The sequence below is a fragment of the Mesonia mobilis DSM 19841 genome (genome assembly GCF_000423405.1).
Taxonomy (GTDB): Bacteria; Bacteroidota; Bacteroidia; order Flavobacteriales; family Flavobacteriaceae; genus Mesonia; species Mesonia mobilis.
Genome location: NZ_AUHX01000005.1, coordinates 36,050 through 54,379 on the forward strand (window position 1 = coordinate 36,050; position 18,330 = coordinate 54,379).

16 protein-coding genes are annotated in these 18,330 nt (G+C 37.8%); 11 read left to right on the plus strand and 5 right to left on the minus strand.

The window, feature by feature from the left end; all coding sequences use genetic code 11:
- The first annotated feature begins 13 nt into the window (after positions 1–13).
- From G551_RS0104575 to G551_RS0104625, 11 genes are all read left to right on the plus strand, one after another.
- Positions 14–844 (plus strand): universal stress protein, encoded by an 831-nt coding sequence (locus G551_RS0104575; protein ID WP_027884447.1) that lies wholly within the window; start codon positions 14–16, stop codon positions 842–844.
- A gap of 2 nt (positions 845–846) precedes the next feature.
- Entirely contained in the window at positions 847–1,689 is an 843-nt protein-coding gene (locus G551_RS0104580; RefSeq protein WP_013072812.1) for an ATP cone domain-containing protein, read from the plus strand.
- A gap of 41 nt (positions 1,690–1,730) precedes the next feature.
- A complete protein-coding gene (locus G551_RS0104585) occupies positions 1,731–1,985 on the plus strand; it encodes a hypothetical protein (RefSeq protein ID WP_027884448.1) in 255 nt (84 codons plus the stop codon).
- A gap of 15 nt (positions 1,986–2,000) precedes the next feature.
- Complete coding sequence (locus tag G551_RS0104590) at positions 2,001–3,377, plus strand: MBL fold metallo-hydrolase RNA specificity domain-containing protein (protein WP_027884449.1); 1,377 nt, start codon at positions 2,001–2,003, stop codon at positions 3,375–3,377.
- A gap of 28 nt (positions 3,378–3,405) precedes the next feature.
- On the plus strand, positions 3,406–4,908 hold the full coding sequence (locus G551_RS0104595; protein ID WP_027884450.1) for a thymidine phosphorylase family protein: 1,503 nt from the start codon (positions 3,406–3,408) through the stop codon (positions 4,906–4,908).
- Between the two features lie 10 nt (positions 4,909–4,918).
- Entirely contained in the window at positions 4,919–5,812 is an 894-nt protein-coding gene (locus G551_RS0104600; protein ID WP_008616396.1) for a ribose-phosphate pyrophosphokinase, read from the plus strand.
- Complete coding sequence (locus G551_RS0104605; RefSeq protein WP_027884451.1) at positions 5,809–6,453, plus strand: hypothetical protein; 645 nt, start codon at positions 5,809–5,811, stop codon at positions 6,451–6,453. Before G551_RS0104600 ends, G551_RS0104605 begins: the two co-directional genes overlap by 4 nt.
- Before the next feature lie 6 nt (positions 6,454–6,459).
- Positions 6,460–6,753 carry a hypothetical protein gene (locus G551_RS0104610; protein ID WP_008616393.1) on the plus strand — a complete coding sequence of 98 codons (294 nt, stop codon included), beginning with the start codon at positions 6,460–6,462 and terminating at the stop codon, positions 6,751–6,753.
- An 18-nt stretch (positions 6,754–6,771) separates the two neighbouring features.
- Positions 6,772–8,874, plus strand: coding sequence for a copper-translocating P-type ATPase (locus G551_RS0104615; RefSeq protein ID WP_027884452.1), 2,103 nt, complete (start codon positions 6,772–6,774; stop codon positions 8,872–8,874).
- Between the two features lie 202 nt (positions 8,875–9,076).
- Positions 9,077–9,571, plus strand: coding sequence for a hypothetical protein (locus G551_RS0104620; protein WP_027884453.1), 495 nt, complete (start codon positions 9,077–9,079; stop codon positions 9,569–9,571).
- A gap of 166 nt (positions 9,572–9,737) precedes the next feature.
- On the plus strand, positions 9,738–10,601 hold the full coding sequence (locus tag G551_RS0104625; protein ID WP_084626379.1) for a TraB/GumN family protein: 864 nt from the start codon (positions 9,738–9,740) through the stop codon (positions 10,599–10,601).
- A gap of 141 nt (positions 10,602–10,742) precedes the next feature.
- Here the strand turns inward: G551_RS0104625 and G551_RS0104630 are convergent, their stop codons facing one another.
- From G551_RS0104630 to G551_RS16175, 5 genes are all read right to left on the minus strand, one after another.
- A complete protein-coding gene (locus tag G551_RS0104630) occupies positions 10,743–13,748 on the minus strand; it encodes a DNA polymerase III subunit alpha (RefSeq protein ID WP_027884455.1) in 3,006 nt (1,001 codons plus the stop codon).
- Between the two features lie 2 nt (positions 13,749–13,750).
- Positions 13,751–14,968 carry a DNA polymerase IV gene (gene dinB / locus G551_RS0104635; protein WP_027884456.1) on the minus strand — a complete coding sequence of 406 codons (1,218 nt, stop codon included), beginning with the start codon at positions 14,966–14,968 and terminating at the stop codon, positions 13,751–13,753.
- Positions 14,969–15,107: 139 nt separating this feature from the next.
- Positions 15,108–16,544 (minus strand): type IV secretory system conjugative DNA transfer family protein, encoded by a 1,437-nt coding sequence (locus tag G551_RS15420; protein WP_036243340.1) that lies wholly within the window; start codon positions 16,542–16,544, stop codon positions 15,108–15,110.
- The gene (gene mobB / locus G551_RS0104645; RefSeq protein WP_027884457.1) at positions 16,541–17,575 is read right to left on the minus strand and encodes a MobB family relaxase; all 1,035 of its coding nucleotides are present in this window, start codon (positions 17,573–17,575) and stop codon (positions 16,541–16,543) included. The genes G551_RS15420 and mobB overlap by 4 nt, the downstream gene beginning before the upstream one ends.
- Positions 17,541–18,173: a BfmA/BtgA family mobilization protein gene (locus G551_RS16175; RefSeq protein WP_051191263.1), complete on the minus strand. Its 633-nt coding sequence runs from the start codon at positions 18,171–18,173 to the stop codon at positions 17,541–17,543. Before G551_RS16175 ends, mobB begins: the two co-directional genes overlap by 35 nt.
- Positions 18,174–18,330: the final 157 nt, after the last annotated feature.

Consider the following 18,330-nt stretch of genomic DNA (forward strand, 5'->3'; position numbering starts at 1 on the left):
AAAACAATAAATCATGAAAAACATACTCGTACCTACAAACTTTTCAGAAAACTGCAAGAAAGCAGAGGAACTCGGAATTGAAATGGCAAAGCTTTACAATTCAGAAATTCATTTTTTTCACTTAATTAACACCCCCGTAAACTGGGTTGAGCTAGATAAGGAAAAAGAAAAAAGATATCCAGAAACAGTAAAGCAAATAGGCATCGCAAAAGCCTCCTTGAGAGAACTGGAGAAAAAAGCAGAACGACAAGGCCTTGAGTGCAGGACTTTTCTTGAATTTGATGGTGGTCAGGCAAATATCCTTAAACATTCGGGTCATTTTCATCACGATTTTATAGTTACGGGAAGTAGTGGCACCCGAGGCGGTATACGTGAGTTAATGGGAAGCAACGTAGAAAAAATTGTTAGGAAAGCTGATGTACCAGTTGTTGTAGTCAAGGATGAAGAAGTATCCTTTCCTTTTAAGGATATCGTTTTTGTTTCAGATTTTCTTCAAGATGTAAGCGATGCATTTAAGCAGGTTATTTCGATTGCTGAAAAATGCGGCGCACATATCCATTTATTGAGGGTCAATACTCAGACCGATTTTAACAGTATAGAACAAGGGTTGGATCCCATCAAGGAGTTCCTGAAAAAATTCCCCGATTTGGATAACTTCTCAATGAATGTATATAACGAACAAGACGTAGAAACAGGGATAAACAATTTTTTACGATATAAAAATGCCGATTTAATCGCAATGTGTACTCACGGACGTACAGGCTTTTTAACTTTATTCTCTAAAAGCATCGCAGAGGGTGTAACCAATCACTCCGAATTACCAGTAATGACTATTAAAATGTAACAATGAATAAATCAGTCTTAATAAAAAAATACTCTGGTGAGTACGAAGCCTTTGATGTAAACAAACTCATCAACTCCCTGCGGCGTTCACGGGCAGATGAGGATATTATTCAGGATGTAGCCCGGAAAGTACAAGAGCAGATTGAAGAAGGAATGACAACCAAAAAAATCTATCAGTTGGCTTTCAAGATGCTAAAACGAAAATCTAGGGTAAGTGCCTCAAAGTACAAGCTCAAAAAAGCTTTAATGGAACTAGGTCCAACCGGTTTTCCATTTGAAAAGTTAGTAGGCAAACTATTGGCACACGAAGGATTTTCAACACAGGTTGGTGTCATAGTTCAAGGCAATTGCGTTCAGCACGAAGTGGATGTGATAGCGCAAAAAGGAAATAAACATTATATGATTGAATGTAAATACCATAGTGACCAAGGCAGGTTTTGCAATGTAAAAATCCCATTATATATCCATTCACGGTTTTTGGACGTGGAAAAGCAATGGAAACACCAAAAAGGTCACGAGGCTAAACTTCATAAAGGCGGGGTTTACACCAATACGCGTTTCACAACCGATGCCATTCAGTACGGGAAATGTGTTGGAATGCTTATGACCAGTTGGGATTATCCAAGAGGAAATGGTCTCAAGGACAGAATAGATAAATCGGGGCTACATCCCTTAACCGCTTTAACAACACTTACCAAAGCTGAAAAAACAAAATTATTGGATCAAGGCATCATACTCTGCAAGGAGCTACACGAAAATCCAGACTTTTTGGAACAAATGGGTATCAGTAAGCTAAGGCAAAATAAGATACTCGAAGATTCAAGAGAATTATGTAGATCCCATTAATTCAAATAATGAATAATTACTAATTTTTAAAAATAATACAAATGAAAACTGAAGAATTGCAAAAACAGGGCAACATAGATTTAGAACCATTTTACCAGGCATTGGAAGATGACTCAAAACTACTTGAAGAAGCCCTTGAGATATTATTGGAAATGGTTCACTTTGTACCTAAATCAGTAAAGAAATTGGCTCTTTTTATTAAAGAGGATTCTCGTAATCTATATAATGAGATAACAAAATTATATAAATCGAGCCAAAACCAAAGCAATACACCTTCCTGCTGTGGAGGACACTAAATAAATGCTATAAAGATGACAAACAACAAAATAAACATCCATTTTTTAGGAGCGGCAGGCACAGTAACCGGTTCAAAATATCTGGTAGATACAGGAGATAAAAAGATACTCATAGACTGCGGACTTTTTCAAGGGCTAAAGGAATTACGCCTTAAAAACTGGGAGTATCCACCTGTTAATGTAGGTGATATTGATGCTGTTTTGCTCACCCACGGTCATATGGACCATACAGGTTATTTACCCAGATTGGTAAAGCAAGGTTTCAAAGGGCCCATTTACGGCACCAATCCCACCTTGGACATCGCAAAAATCATATTGAAAGATAGTGCCAAAATACAAGAACAGGAAGCAGAACGTGCCAACAAAGAAGGCTATTCCAAACACAGTCCTGCCGAACCACTTTACGATTTGAAGGATGTAGAAAAAACCATTCCGCATTTTAAAGGTATTCCACAAGCACAATGGATTCCATTGTTTGACGGTATCAGAGTTCGTTTCCAATACAACGGGCACATTCTGGGAGCAACTTACATTGAGTTGGATGTACACAGGAAACGTTTTGTGTTTTCTGGCGATATAGGCAGAACAAACGATTTATTACTGTTTCCGCCATTAAAGCCAAAAAAGGCAGATGTATTATTTATTGAATCCACCTACGGAGGAAGATTTCATCCTGATGAAGTAGAAGCACTTCCACAGATAGAAAAATTGGTCAATGACACCATCAACAGAGGTGGCAGCCTATTTGTTCCAAGTTTTTCAGTAGAACGTGCCCAATTGATGATGCTGATTTTTTGGAAATTATTGAAAGAGAAGAAAATACCAAAAATACAAATGATAATGGATAGCCCAATGGGAGCAAGTGTATTAGAATTGTTTCATCGCACAAGAGATTGGCACAGGTTGGAAGATAACGAATGTGACGAAATGTGCTCGCACTTTACGGTCGTAAGCAGTTATCGGGAAACAATGGAATTACGAACAGATAATAAACCGAAAATCGTGATTGCAGGAAGCGGAATGCTCACAGGCGGAAGAATGCTAAACTACCTTGAAACACAGGCACAAAATCCAAATAACACCTTACTTTTTGTAGGCTATCAAGCTGAAGGCACTCGTGGCAGAAAATTATTGGAAGGCGATAAGGAACTAAAAGTCTATGGAAAATGGGTGCCCTTTGATATGGAAGTTGCAGAAATTGAAGGTCTTTCAGCACACGCAGACCACGCAGAACTTATGGACTGGATGGATAAGATAAAAAACAAACCCGAACGTATTTTCATTGTACACGGTGAAAAAGAGAGTGCAGAAGCATTGCAAAAAGGCATCAAGGAAACCTATGGGTGGGATGCAGAAATTCCGCAATTATACACCATCGAAGAAATAGAATAAATCGAAAAATCACAACAACCAATAAAATATGGACACACACTCAAACATATTAAAATATAAACATCTCGGAATCTATACCCAAAACGAAAATGTAGTGTATATGCGCGAAGATTGCCACGTTTGTATTTCAGAAGGTTTTGAAGCACTTACCCGAATAAGAATATCCAATGCAAATACATCAATCGTAGCAAGTCTTAATGTCCTGAATTCTGATATTCTGTTGCCTAATGAAATCGGACTATCAGATGCTGCTGCGAAAAAACTCAATGTTTCCGCAAACGATACATTATATGTTTCCCATTTAGAGCCTATTGAATCCTTAAGCCACGTCAGGGCAAAAATCTATAACAAAAAACTGGATTATAAGGCCTATAACAACATCATAACCGATATCGTGGAAGGCGATTATTCCAACATCCACCTTTCGGCATTTATTACTGCCTGTGCTGGCGACCGAATGGATATTGATGAAATATCCGACCTAACGAAAGCAATGATTGCTTCCGGAAAGCAACTGAACTGGAACAAGGATATCGTGGTCGACAAACATTGTATTGGCGGATTGCCTGGCAATAGGACAACACCATTGGTAGTTGCCATTGTTGCCGCGTATGGGCTTACTATGCCAAAAACATCCTCACGGGCAATCACTTCGCCAGCTGGCACAGCAGATACAATGGAAGTACTGACCAATGTTACGCTCTCTTCCGAGGAAATAAAGACCGTAGTAGAAAAAGAAGGCGGATGTTTTGTTTGGGGCGGTACAGCGCAGTTAAGTCCTGCCGATGATGTGCTCATTAAAATTGAAAAAGCCTTGGATATTGATAGCGAAGGTCAGCTCATCGCTTCAGTACTCTCTAAAAAGGCAGCAGCTGGTTCTACTCACGTGGTCATTGATATTCCCGTGGGAGAAACCGCCAAGGTTCGCAGTACCGAAATGGCAGAAAAACTAAAAAATCATATGGAAACCGTTGGAACTGCTGTTGGGTTGAATGTAAAAGTTGTAGTTACGGATGGCACGCAGCCTGTTGGAAGGGGTATCGGTCCAACTTTAGAAGCCATAGATATATTAAAAGTTTTGAAAAATGAGGAAGATGCACCTAAAGACTTAACAGAAAGAGCATTGCTTTTAGCTACTGAACTATTAGAACTTTCTGGAAAAGTAGAAAAAGGAAAGGGACAGGAAACCGCACATAAAATTCTCAAATCTGGAAAAGCATATGAAAAATTCGTAGCCATTTGTAAGGCGCAAGGTCAATTTTCAAAACCAGTTTTAGCACCTTATAAAATTGAAATTAAAGCTGAAAAGTCAGGCGTTTTGCAACGAATTGATAACCGTAAAATTGCAAAACTGGCCAAGCTTTCTGGAGCACCACAATCTAAATCGGCAGGGATTCTTCTAAATGTGCATTTGGGAGAACAAATCGAAGAGAACCAACTGCTTTATACCATATATGCTGAATCCAAAGGTGAACTTAATTATGCCTTGGAATATGAAAACAACCATAACGACATCATAACTATAAATTAAAGAACATACTATGAAAACAATATTATTCAGTCTTCCCGGAAATGAAGAACTCACAGAACTAATGGCTACAAAAATGGATGCTGAAGTGGGTCAAGCCACATTAAGGAAATTCCCTGACGGGGAATCATACACACGCATATTGTCTGATGTTAAAGATAAATGTGTGGTACTGGTATGCACCTTGCACGAACCGGACGAAAAACTGTTGTCACTATATTTTTTAAGCCACACAGCCAAATCATTAGGAGCTATGTGTACCTGTTTGGTAGCACCCTATTTGGCGTATATGCGGCAGGACAAAGTATTTAATGAAGGAGAAGGAGTGACTTCCGGTTTCTTCGGAAAATTGATTTCTGGTTTCGCCGATAGCATTACCACGGTTGACCCTCACTTGCACAGAATTAGTTCGTTGGGAGAAGTGTATCAAATTCCAAATAAAGTGATTCACGCTGCCGACGCAATTTCAGAATGGATTAAAGAAAATATCGAAAACCCGGTACTTATCGGACCTGATTCTGAAAGTGAACAATGGGTATCAGAAGTCGCCAAAAATGCAGGAGCACCATTTACGGTATTACAAAAGGTGCGTCACGGTGACCGTGATGTAGAAGTCTCTGTTCCCGATGTGGATATATATAAAGATGCTACACCCATTTTGGTAGATGATATTATTTCCACAGCCCGAACAATGATTGAAACCGTACAACATCTTAAAAAAGCAGGAATGAAACCACCTATTTGTGTAGGCATTCACGCCGTTTTTTCAGGAAACGCCTATCAAGATTTATTGGATTCCGGAGTAGAAAAAATAGTGACTTGTAATACCATCCCACACTCTTCAAATGGAATAGATTTAAGTGATATTATGGCAAAAGAGGTAAAAAAATTAATGCACCATATATGAGAAAACAAGGCTTTATAGTACTATTTATATTATTCAGTATCACAATAAATGCACAAACTGAAATGCTCATTGGGCAGATTTCAGGTAGAGTTGTTATTCGAGAAAATTTTGATGAAGAAGGCTCTTTTCTAAACAAACAAACTTTCAAAGCCAGTGAAACAATAAAGAAAAATGGATACTATGAAATTGAGGTAGTTACGGAATTGTTTGATAAAGACAAAAAATTGACCGATAAATACACCACAACCTATCGTTGCAAGCCTGATGAAGCAAGTGTAGTGGTAATGGCTTTCCCGTTTTCCAATCCAAAATCAAAGAAAACAGAAATCAACACCACTTCAAAGAAATTTAAAGAACTATACAATTTGGATAATCTGAAAAATATTGAATTGGAAATGAGTTTTGACTCGGGCTTGTTGAATTTTTTCGGTTCAAAAAGCATCATAAAAATTTACGATCGAAAATTAGAAGCTGGCAAAAACACTATTAAATCAAAAATAAATATTAAGGCCTATGCCTGGGGTATTCGCATCAAGCAACTCAATTATACCGTTATCGAAAAATTAAATGAAAAAGGTTTATTGACTTTTCAGAAATTTTCAGAAGCAGATAACAGCTATTTTACAATAAACTATAATTAAAGACAGATGAAAAATTACGATACACTTTCTGAAGCCATAAACGATTTACAGGGAAATGGCTATACATATGATTTTAACCTAAAACCAGAATGTTTGGAGTGTGCCTCACTAAAAATTGAAATACACCCAGAAGATTTTAATGTTGACGAGATGCATCGTTTTGAGGGTATGAGCAGTACCGACGATAATAGTGTGCTTTATGCTATTTCATCAAAAAATGGGATTAAAGGACTTTTGGTAGATGCTTATGGCGTCTATGCCGAAAACATTTCGGAAGCTATGAGAAAAAAATTACGATAACACTTAAACAAGACAATAATGGAAAATCACGAACACCACAATCACGATGAAATGGACCATTCTAAAATGGACCATTCGAAGATGAAACACAAAAAAGAAGACCATTCTAAAATGAACCACAAAGGTGGAGACCATTCTGGCCACAATCCAGGGCACGGAGAACACGGGCACGACCATCATAAAATGATGATTGCCGATTTTAGAAAACGGTTTTGGGTAACCCTTGTACTTACTATTCCCATACTGTTCTTCTCGCCGATGATTCAGGACTTTTTTGGATATGAGTTTTTGCTTCCCGGAAATCCATATATCCTTTTTGCACTTTCCACAATCGTATATTTCTATGGTGGTTGGCCATTTTTAAAAGGATTCTGGTCTGAAATCAAAAAAGGTGCACCAGGGATGATGACCCTTATTTCTATGGCCATTACCGTGGCTTACGTTTATAGTTCGGCAACGGTGTTTGGTTTAGAAGGTGTCGATTTTTTCTGGGAACTGGCTACGCTTATTGCTATTATGCTTGTAGGTCATTGGATAGAGATGAAAAGCGTTCTAGGCGCCTCTAAGGCCTTGCAGCTGTTAGTAAGCATGATGCCTGCCGAGGCACATCGTGTTAAAGGAGACACTATTGAAGATATTCCTCTGGAAGATTTACTGAAAGATGACGTAATACTTGTAAAACCAGGTGAAAAAGTTCCTGCTGATGGGATTATAGTAGACGGTTCAAGTTACCTGAACGAATCTATGCTTACAGGCGAATCCAAACCTGTAAAAAAAGATGAAAACGATAAGGTTATTGGTGGTTCGGTAAATGGTAACAGTACCTTAAAAGTAAAGGTTGAGCATACTGGAAAAGATAGCTATCTCAACAAGGTCATCAAAATGGTCGAAGAAGCGCAAAAAACCAAATCAAAAATGCAAAACCTCTCGGATAGAGCTGCAAAATGGCTTACCTATATCGCATTAGGTATTGGTTTTGGAACATTAGCGGTATGGCTGATTTTAGGCTTTCCATTTGTCTATGCTTTAGAAAGAATGGTTACCGTTATGGTCATTGCTTGTCCACACGCATTAGGTCTTGCCATACCACTTGTGGTTGCTATTTCTACTGCTGTTTCAGCTCAAAACGGGTTATTAATTCGAAATAGGACAGCTTTTGAAGAATCCCGAAAAATATCAGCTTTATTGTTTGATAAAACGGGAACATTGACCAAAGGCGATTTTGGCGTTACTCGAATTGAGTCTGTTAGCGAAACTTATTCATCTGAAGAAATTTTAAGGCTTTCGAGTGCATTGGAACAAAGTTCGGAACATCCTATCGCCGTAGGTATTATTAAAAAAGTCAAAGAAGATAATATGACCATCCCAAAGCCTGAAAACTTTAATGCAATTACAGGTAAAGGCGTTGAGGCCAATGTAGAAGGTAAGCAAGTAAAAGTGGTTAGTCCTGGTTTTTTAAGGGATGAAAAAATCACTATTCCCGAAGACGCATACAGTGATGCCGCTGAAACAGTTGTTTTTGTCTTGATTGATGGAAAATTAGCTGGTTACATTGCTCTTGCCGATGAAATACGACCAGAATCTGCCGAAGCCATAAAAGTCTTTAAAAAGAATAATATAAAAGTTTTAATGGCTACCGGTGATAATGAAAGAACTGCCAAAGCTGTTAGCGATAAACTCGGCTTGGATGGATACTACGCCGAAGTTTTGCCACATCAAAAAGTGGAAATAGTAAAAGAATTGGAAAGTAAGGGAGAGTTTGTGGCTATGACTGGCGATGGTGTAAACGATGCGCCTGCACTTGCAAAAGCTGATGTTGGTATTGCCGTTGGTTCAGGTACTGACGTTGCCGCCGAAACAGCAGATATCATTCTGGTCAACAGTAACCCACAGGATATTGCCAACTTAATTCTCTTTGGAAAAGCCACCTACAATAAAATGATTCAGAATTTGATTTGGGCTACAGGATATAATGTAGTGGCTATTCCTTTAGCAGCCGGTGTATTATATTCTTCAGGCTTTGTTTTAGGACCAGCTGTAGGAGCGGTATTTATGAGTTTAAGTACGATTATAGTGGCCATTAATGCGCAACTATTAAAGCGAAAAATCGGTAAAAAATAAATGGACAAAAAAGAAAAACTCAACAGGATATTTTTAATCCTGTTGAGTTTATTTGTAGTGATGTTGGGCTATGGTATATTATTGCCAACCCTTCCTTACTATACCGAAAGGCTTGCTTTAGGAGCTAACCTCGATACTAATTCGATCAATTTTCATATTGGACTGCTTACAAGCATTTATCCATTATTTCAATTAATTTTTGTTGTGGTATGGGGAAAGCCTTCACTACGAAGTTCTTGACAAATCCAATATTTCTGGAATCGAAACTTTGATCACCGATAGCCTATCAACGGAGGAAACCGAATATAATTATGTACAGACATTTTCCAAAAAAGATTATGTGGAATGGCTGAAATGGGACTCTGTGTTTGAACCGACTTATAAAATACTCGAAATAAAACAGAAAAATGGAACCGTAAAAGCTAAAATTTCAAAAACGGATAAAAGAATCATTTTCCTTCATCAAGAACCTATTGTGACTGACCAAGTTGTCCGTTTTGATAATGATAAAATAACTAGTATTGAAACAACTAAATATGTAATTTTTAACGATTCGGTATTTGTAAAAAAAAGAGACGAACTTGTGGATTGGATTGATAAAAATCATCCTGAATTGAATGGTTTTATCTACGACCAAACAATGACAGGCGGAATGAATTATTTAAAAGCAATTGAACTTTATGAGAATAAAAAATAACGAGGTAGAATACCGTATAAAAACAATTGCGGCTTTGTCTACTGCGAGCACAATCGTAAAATCATAAAAGTAGGTGGTTTAAGCAATCTTCTTTCTCAAATTTTTATAACTTATAGATAAAAAAGACCCCTCTCAAAAGATCAAGTACACAAATAAAACTACTAGTATGAAAAAAATAATCTTAATACTATCTATTTTACTAAGTGTAAACATGGTGAATTCACAAAACACCATTCTCTGGTCTATTAGTAAACCAGATTCAAATAAGACCTCATATCTTTTTGGAACTTTTCATCAAATGGGAAATTCTTTTGTCGATAACAAACCTGAAATAATTTTTTTTTTAGAAAAGTCTAATGCAGTAATTTTTGAGTCTATTGGAGATAGATATGAGGAGATTACCAAAATTATGCTGGATAGACCTGATGATTTTTCATATAGAAATTACTTAAAAAGAGATGATTTTAAGTTCTTAGAAAGGTATACTACAGATTGGGATGTACCGATAAGTAAACATAAGCCTGCTGAGCTTTTAGTTAGGTTAAAACAAGAATATATAAAACGAAACTGTGGGACTATAAAATCGAAAGACACTAGTGAACATATGGATGAATATTTACAATCGATTATAAATAAAGAAAAGATTGAGATTATAGGATTGGAGACCCGTTCGGAACAATTTAATTCAATAAATTATGTAAATAATGAAGAAATTACTTGGAAAATGGTAAAAGACGCATTTTCTGATTTAGAAAAAAATTTTTCAAACAAAAAATTTAAAAAGAATATTTGTGCAACAGCTGAGAATTATATGAAAATGGACATTGATTATCAGTTTAAAAGTGAATGTACACAGAATGAGGATATGTTGTCAAATAGAAATGAAAAATGGATTCCTATAATTGAAAATTCATTACAAAATTATAATTCGGTATTTATTGCTGTTGGTTTACTTCATTTAAAAGGTCAATGTGGTATTATTGAACAATTAAGAAATAGTGGATATGAAGTTAATCCTATCAATTTTTAAAAGAGTAGCTTCAGCAATTTATATTACAGTTCAAGATTCTGTGCTAATTTGAAAATATCATCCTGGATTTAATAACTCAACGTAACAAATCAAATTCTCAGATTTTTATCCCTGAAGAGCAATAATATCGAAACTTAACATTTACGAATACCTACTCACAAATCGAGGGTCTTGTAATAATTCCATTTTTTCAATTTTGCTAATCGTGATCGATAGATACCCTAATTCTTGTTGAATAGTTCCTGTACATCGATAAATCCCTTTGCCTCGAATTGGGTATTGAGCCGCGACTTTAGGAAAGTGAACCGTATCGAAAACCGTAAAGTTATAATCGTAAAACGTACCGAAATACATATACTCTCCCTTACTGGTTCTAGTGGTTTTTACCGTGATCAAATATCCATAAACCGTCACGCTTGGGTTTTGTCCAACCGTCTTTAAACCGTCACGGTTGAGATAGCGGTTGCAAATACGCTTGATATTCATTTTACTGGTGACTTTGTACTTCAATAGCTGAAATGGGTGAAACAAATGAAAACCTAAAACCGCTAACTGATCGTAAGCCTGCGTTAAAAAACTATGTTCAAAAGAGGGTAATACAAAATTTTTAGGCGGATTGCTAAAAAGCTGTTCCTGGTGTTCAAGCACTTGAGGTTGATTTATCATAAAATGAGCATTCCATAAAAGTTCGTGCTTATCTTTACCGGTAAACCGAAAGGCATCGATCTTAATTAAAATACTCACTTGCTCAATTCCGATAGGTACGCGCTCTAAAAAGTTGGCTAAAGATTGATAAGCCCCATAAAAATTTCGATTTTCTAAAATACGCTGAATGGTTTTAAGCTCTAATTCTTTTAAATAACCCAATCCTAAATAAATAGCTTTGCCCTTGATTACGGTGGGATGATTGCTTGTATTAATACAAGGAGGATGCACAACTCCACCTTTATTTCTTATTTCTTGCAAGTACGTTTCAACCGTATAAAAACCGCCCCCGTTGTTTATGGCAGCCACCATAAATTCTAACGGAAAATAACATTTCAAATAAAGACTTTGGTAACTCTCCACGGCATAAGAAGCAGAATGTCCTTTCGGAAAGGCATAACCGGCAAAAGATGAAATTTGCGTCCATATTTCTTCGGTGAGCGCATGAGGATAGCCCTTGGCTTTGCAATTACTTCTAAACTTAGCCGCAATACGCTCCATTTGCCCTTTAGAGGTTTTCTTACCGCTCATTCCGCGTCGCAACACATCGGCATCATCGAGATCTAAACCTGCAAAATGATGAGCTACTTTCATCACATCTTCTTGGTAAACCATCACGCCGTAAGTATCGGGCATAATTTCATATAAAACCGGATGCGCTTCTTTTCGTTTTTCAGGAAATCGGTGGCGTAGGATAAATTGTTCTTTCATTCCGGCACTAGAAACGCCCGGACGAATCACCGAACTGGCAGCAACCATATTCAAGTAATTATCGGTTTGCAATTTAGTTAGTAAACCCCGCATCGCAGGAGATTCTACATAAAACACGCCCATACAATCCCCCACTTGAAGTAGTTGATTGATCTGCTCATCTTTTTTAAACGCTTCTATAGCTTCAATATCGAGCAGTTTTGCTTCCGGTTGATTTTGTTTGATCAGCGCAATAGCATCTTTAATTTTAGACAATCCGCGTTGTGCCAAAATATCAAACTTATGGATCCCCACTTCTTCAGCAATATTCATATCAATTTGAATGGTTGCAAATCCTTTCGGAGGTAAAAAGGTGGCAGCAAAATTCTCCACCGCTTCATTTAAAATCAGAATACCACCGGAATGCACACTGATATAGTTAGGAAAGCCTTGGATATAGGCACTATAATTCACGACCAGTTGCTCCAATTCATCCAACTGCTGATAGTGGTAATATCCCGAGGCAAGCTTATCGATATTTTCTTTAGGCAGCCCAAATACCTTTCCCAATTCCCGAGCAACGGCCTTTTGCTTAAAAGTCACATAGGTTCCCATCAAAGCAGTATGCTGATAGCGCTGAAAGATATATTCGGTGACATCATTACGATCTTTCCAAGAAAAATCGATATCAAAATCAGGCGGTGAACTTCGGTTGGGATTAATAAAACGTTCAAAATAAAGGTCGAGTTCAATAGGATCTACATTGGTTATTCCTAGAATATACGCCACTATAGAATTAGCCCCACTCCCTCTTCCTATAAAAGGATAGTCTTTGCTTCGGGCATATTCAACGATATCCAGATTAATCAAAAAATAAGACACAAAGCCTAACCGAATAATCGCATCGAGTTCCTTGGTCAAGCGTTGATGTACATAAGCTGAAGGATGAGGATAACGCTTTTCTAAACGTTCATCACATAATTTCCGTAGCAGCGCCTCATCCTCCTGTTGACTTCGGGTATACACTTTCAGGTTTTGATTGAGCCCTTTACCAAATTCAAAATCTACCCTACACCCTTCAATCAGTTGGTGAGTATTTTCAAGTATAAATGGATAATCACGAAAGTGCTCTTCAACTTCTTCTTGAGCATACATGCGATGGGCTTTGTCGGCTTGTTGAGTCTTAGGAAGTTTGCTCAATAAAGTATTCAGATCAATGGCACGTAATAAGCGATGCGCATTAAAATCTTTTTGATGGCGAACCGTTACACTTGATAAAAACACTAAATGTTGTTGGTACTCCTCTGCATTAAATTTTGAGAATTTAAAACGGTTCAAATCATACATACCTACACCAATCAACCGCTGTGGTTGAAATGCGGTTGCAGGTAGTTGTAACGCTTGTTCAAAAGGATAAATAAAATAACAATCCTCCAGTTCCGGGGCGATGACTGAGAAAGCCTTTTTCTGATGGAGATGTTCTGACAAGTAACGGTTCAACCGTAAAAAACCGTGACGGTTTTTGGCAATTCCTACATACAAAGCTTGATGATCATTTCTAAAATCGATTCCCACCAAAGGCTTTATCCCGTAGGATGGAGCAATTTTTAAAAACTCCAAACAAGCGGAAGTGTTATTAATATCGGTAACCGCTACGGTTGAAATCCCCTTGCTCTTTGCTAATCGACACAGTTCTTCTGCTGAAAAAGTACCATAGCGTAACGAAAACCAAGTATGACAATTTAGATACATATTTATTGCTTTCGGTGAGCTAAGACAATGGGCGGTTCTCCATTAAACGGGTTTTGTACGCCCCCAATAGTTCGTGTTCCTAAGGTGGAAGCGCGTAACACACTCTTTTCGCCGAAGCGGTTTTTAATCTTATCTAAGGATTGGTAGAGATTCAGCATTTTTTCAGAATCGTCAAACAAATTAATTTGATAGTTTCCGCCCACAATTCCCGACAAGCGAACACCGATCAACCGAATCAATACCCGGCGTTGATAAAGATTTTGAAAAAGTTCTAGAGCTTTAGGCACCAAAATATGATCGGCACTGGTATACGGTATTTTAGTTTGCTTTGAATAAGTCTGGTAATCAGAATAGCGAATTTTAATTGTCACGGTGGATGCTAATTTATTGCCGTTCCGTAATTGGTAAGCTAAACTCTCTGCCATCGCCTGTATAGTTGCTTTTAGTCGTATAACATCGATGGTATCTTTATTAAAGGTACGCTCCATCGAAATAGATTTTCGCTCGTGAAAAGGAATAATGGGAGAATGATCAATCCCTTGCGCCCGAAGCCAGATGAGCTTACCGTTTTTTCCAAGTACGCGTTCCAACATCTCCAAAGGCATTTCTTGAAGTGTATGAATATAATGCACTCCAAGATGCACGAGTTTTTGAAAGGTTTTATTTCCGACCATCGGTATTTTCTTCACCGAAAGCGGCGCTAAAAAACCTTTTTCAGTACCTACTTCAATGATTTTTTGATTATTGGGTTTAGCCTCTCCAGTAGCAATTTTAGAAACGACCTTATTTTGAGAGAGACCAAAGGAAATTGGCAGTCCGCTTTCCCTTATAATTTTCTGACGTAATTCTCCTGCAAACTTATAGGTACCAAAAAAACGATCCATCCCTGTTAGATCTGCATAAAACTCATCGACACTGGCTTTCTCAAAAGAAGGCACTTCAGATTTTATAATTTCGGTAATCAGATGAGAGTATTTTGTGTAGGTAGAAGCATTTCCTTTGATCACCGTAGCTTCCGGACAAAGATTTCGAGCAACTTTCATTGACATCCCACTATGCACACCAAACTTTCGGGTTTCATAACTACAAGCCGCTACCACTCCACGATCTCCCAAACCACCTACTAACAACGGCTTATTCAATAACTCCGTATTAATTAACCGTTCAACAGATACAAAAAAGGTATCAAGATCTAAATGAAGTATTGAATTGGCATTCATAATTAGGATATTTTCCTTTTAAGAGGATTTTTTCCAAAATTATAAATATGAACTATTTCTGACAAGAAAATTAACAGTCAGGATTGAATTAAAAATTAACAAGCCCTAAATAACGAGTATCCAGCATATTGCGAGAATATTATTTAAAAATAGATTTTACATCTGCGAAGATGTTCTGGTAGCATTCCCCTATTACTTCAGGATCTACAGTGTCTATCGTTGCTTCATTCACATGAGTATGCTTAGGAAAATCAAAGTTTATTTTTCGATCCTTACCATCGGCAAAAGCGATAAACTCCCCGGCTTTGAGTTTAAAAAACTCGTGAGCTCTCCGTTTAGAAACCTCTTTCTCCCCTTTGGTTACCCTACTTTGTAAAGTTAATCCACTACTTTTACTCACACTCTTGGTAGGAGATTTAATGATTTCAAAAAAGCGCTCATAATACTTTGCCGTATCGGGATCATTCACCTTTCCGAAAAACTGATAAGATAGATTACTCAGAATCGCCTTACTCGCCTTATCTCCGTAAAGCATATCATTTTGTATCTTATCCTGCATCACATAGACCGTAGCAATATTATAGCTCCGAAGAGTTGCCGGAATACGGTGCATATGTGGTAATTTGATGGTGGGAGCTTCTTCCATCAATAGAAAAGATCCCTCCCGCTGGCGAACACTCATCTGCTTGGTAATGGTATGAATAATAGTGGCAATAATCGGGGAATAAGCAGATTCGTATTGCGGATTGTTACTAATGGAAATCACGGCGTGATGTTCAACTGCATTGATATCTAAGGGAATCTGATCAGCGGAGAGCATATAAAACATTTTCTGAGAGCTGATTTTTTTAAACGCATTAGCAAGTGTACTTTTAACTCCTGCGGTTTGCTTTTCAGAATCAACCCCATTGATAAATGCCCCTGCCATACTTTTTGCGGTGAGGTCACTACTTAGAAAAGCCACCAGACTCTTCGTATCTAAATACTGAAACACAGCGATAAGATGGGGTAAACTACAATACTGCGGATACCTTGATTTCAGTTTCCAGATAAGTCCTGCCAGTAATCCTTCCACTGCATCTGTAAAAAAACGATTGCTTCCGATTGAAGACGATAGATTTTGTTCTAACAGATTCTCCATTAAAACTTTCGCCACTTCATTGACACTCTCTTCATTCGGCAAATACCGAGGAGCGATGGGATTTACTCGGTATTGAACCCGATCAAAAGAAACAGGATAAAAGCGCACTCCTGCAGCCTCAAATAAAGGTAGAGCAATCTCGGTAAGTTCCTGATCTTTATAATCGTGAATCACCCCACAAAATTTATACTGGCTAAAATGCAGCAACAAATTATAAACCACACTAAAGGTTTTTCCGCTTCCTGCAGCTCCGATGATCGAAACCCCTTTTCTGATATCCTGAATTTTAAAATGTCCTCCACGAAGCTTAAGTTTTACTTGATATTTTTCAGGGACTTTTGAGGTGCTTCTTTCGGTAAAGAGTCCCCAACAAATCACTCCCAAAAACAAAAGAGGAGCTACATAAACGAAAAGGTAAGCAATATCTATACTCATAATTCAATAGATCCGGAATGGATGGCTTTGGTAATCCCTTTTTTAAGCTTCGTCATAATTTTTCCGGCGAGCTGTGAGGAAGTTAAGGGAATAGTTGTTAAGGGTAATTTCACTCCTCTTTCTTTTAGCAGTTGGAAAGCTATTTTCTTCTCTGGTGCAGGAAGCCGAAGAAGTTGTTTAAAATACCTTTCCGGATGTTTTAAAAAAGTATTTCGAGCTTGGTAGCTTTCCACATAATTTCTTCGGTATTGAAATTTCCGATCAAAAACTTCTTCTGCCGCTTTAAAAAATTGATCCCGATCGAAACCTCGTTTCACTTCTTTCCCGTGAAGCATAGTCGTTGACGCTTTGTACCTACTCCCAGGAGAAAGACTATACCGATTAGATCGATCTTTTCGACTCACCAGCACGTGAATATGGCGCTGATCCCCTTCCTTGATCATTCCCTCCTCGATCATCTTCCCTTGCTGTTGATGCGGCGATTTTTGCTGAAGTTCCCGAATGCTTTGCTGTTTCGTTTGAATACTTCCTTCCATCTCCCCTTTTTTAATGAGTACCATCTCGTGTTGTAAACGAACAATTTTTTGAATATAAGGTCGATTTTCCCGAACAGCCCTATCGGTACCTTTATACCTACGCTGGTGTTCTAATTTTGCAAAATAGAGAATATCATCCTTAGTAATTTTACGTCCCTCTATTTCCCGATGAAAAGCCTTGGCATAGTTTTCCATAAGGCTTCGGGTATAAGCTTTTAAGGCGGAAGGCTTATCAGCGATATGTGCCAGTTCCCTCGCGCTGGGATTGATTGTGATCGAATAAAATTTAGGCTCTTTTTTCTTTAGTTTAGTCGTGTTTTCATCAATAGACGTTTTCACCTCTTCAGCAGAAATTTTATCATCATATGGATCAAAAAACGCCTCCATTTCATTTTGGGTTTTCCCTTGATTTTCTTTTTCCAGATAGTCTACAAAATCACCGGCACTTTGCAGGTAATGACTACCGAGTTTCTGTGGTGTGATGGTGATATACATACTCTATTTTTTGCTGAATTTTCTCCCATTGTTTCGGGGTCATTTCCAAACGGAAATAATTCTTCCCTAATCCAGGTTTGATGTAGCGAACATTAGATGAAATAGCCGAATATAATTCATAAAGCATCTTACTTCTCTCCTGTTCACTATGATAGGCGATTTCCCAAGAGGAAACTTCCGGAACCTCCCGGCTTGGAGCTTCCTTTTCCACCTTTAATTCAGGAATTTCCTTACAGGAAGACGGGTTGAATAATTCTCTTTCCTGAATATCCGGGGTATTCTCATCGGTAGCCGCTACCTGTTCGAAAAGCAATTGAAGCATAGCCTGAGTAGGCTTGGTTTGCCTTTTTTCAATATCTTTAATAATAGCGATCATTGCATTCATTCTTTTTTTTAACCTACGCTCCAAGGTATCCATATTATTCCCTAAAGATTCATAAGGAGAAAGCTGATGTATGTCAAAAAATCGAAGCATAGCCTGGAAACTATCACTATGAGAAGCCCCTAATTTCTTGGAGAAAATCCGGAACTGATCCGCCACCTCTTTTTTAAAATTAATCGCTGAAAACTTGTACTTTTTAAAAGGTTTAGGTTCCATTTGCTGTAAAAATTACCCGATATTTAAGGCTCACGAAGGTATTTGCTGCAAAAACAGGCAAGTACACAATCTGACCAATCACCGCACCCCCTATCCCTAGGCGATTTCAGAAAAAACATATCGCTATAACACCGCTCTGCGTGTTATCCTCTTGCTT

What these genes read in the sequence shown, in the direction of transcription:
- G551_RS0104575 (WP_027884447.1), top strand. Translation starts at nt 14, where the DNA reads ATGAAAAACATACTCGTACCTACAAACTTTTCAGAAAACTGCAAGAAA.
- G551_RS0104580 (WP_013072812.1), top strand. Translation starts at nt 847, where the DNA reads ATGAATAAATCAGTCTTAATAAAAAAATACTCTGGTGAGTACGAAGCC.
- G551_RS0104585 (WP_027884448.1), top strand. Translation starts at nt 1,731, where the DNA reads ATGAAAACTGAAGAATTGCAAAAACAGGGCAACATAGATTTAGAACCA.
- G551_RS0104590 (WP_027884449.1), top strand. Translation starts at nt 2,001, where the DNA reads ATGACAAACAACAAAATAAACATCCATTTTTTAGGAGCGGCAGGCACA.
- G551_RS0104595 (WP_027884450.1), top strand. Translation starts at nt 3,406, where the DNA reads ATGGACACACACTCAAACATATTAAAATATAAACATCTCGGAATCTAT.
- G551_RS0104600 (WP_008616396.1), top strand. Translation starts at nt 4,919, where the DNA reads ATGAAAACAATATTATTCAGTCTTCCCGGAAATGAAGAACTCACAGAA.
- G551_RS0104605 (WP_027884451.1), top strand. Translation starts at nt 5,809, where the DNA reads ATGAGAAAACAAGGCTTTATAGTACTATTTATATTATTCAGTATCACA.
- G551_RS0104610 (WP_008616393.1), top strand. Translation starts at nt 6,460, where the DNA reads ATGAAAAATTACGATACACTTTCTGAAGCCATAAACGATTTACAGGGA.
- G551_RS0104615 (WP_027884452.1), top strand. Translation starts at nt 6,772, where the DNA reads ATGGAAAATCACGAACACCACAATCACGATGAAATGGACCATTCTAAA.
- G551_RS0104625 (WP_084626379.1), top strand. Translation starts at nt 9,738, where the DNA reads ATGAAAAAAATAATCTTAATACTATCTATTTTACTAAGTGTAAACATG.
- G551_RS0104630 (WP_027884455.1), bottom strand. Translation starts at nt 13,748, where the DNA reads ATGTATCTAAATTGTCATACTTGGTTTTCGTTACGCTATGGTACTTTT.
- dinB (WP_027884456.1), bottom strand. Translation starts at nt 14,968, where the DNA reads ATGAATGCCAATTCAATACTTCATTTAGATCTTGATACCTTTTTTGTA.
- G551_RS15420 (WP_036243340.1), bottom strand. Translation starts at nt 16,544, where the DNA reads ATGAGTATAGATATTGCTTACCTTTTCGTTTATGTAGCTCCTCTTTTG.
- mobB (WP_027884457.1), bottom strand. Translation starts at nt 17,575, where the DNA reads ATGTATATCACCATCACACCACAGAAACTCGGTAGTCATTACCTGCAA.
- G551_RS16175 (WP_051191263.1), bottom strand. Translation starts at nt 18,173, where the DNA reads ATGGAACCTAAACCTTTTAAAAAGTACAAGTTTTCAGCGATTAATTTT.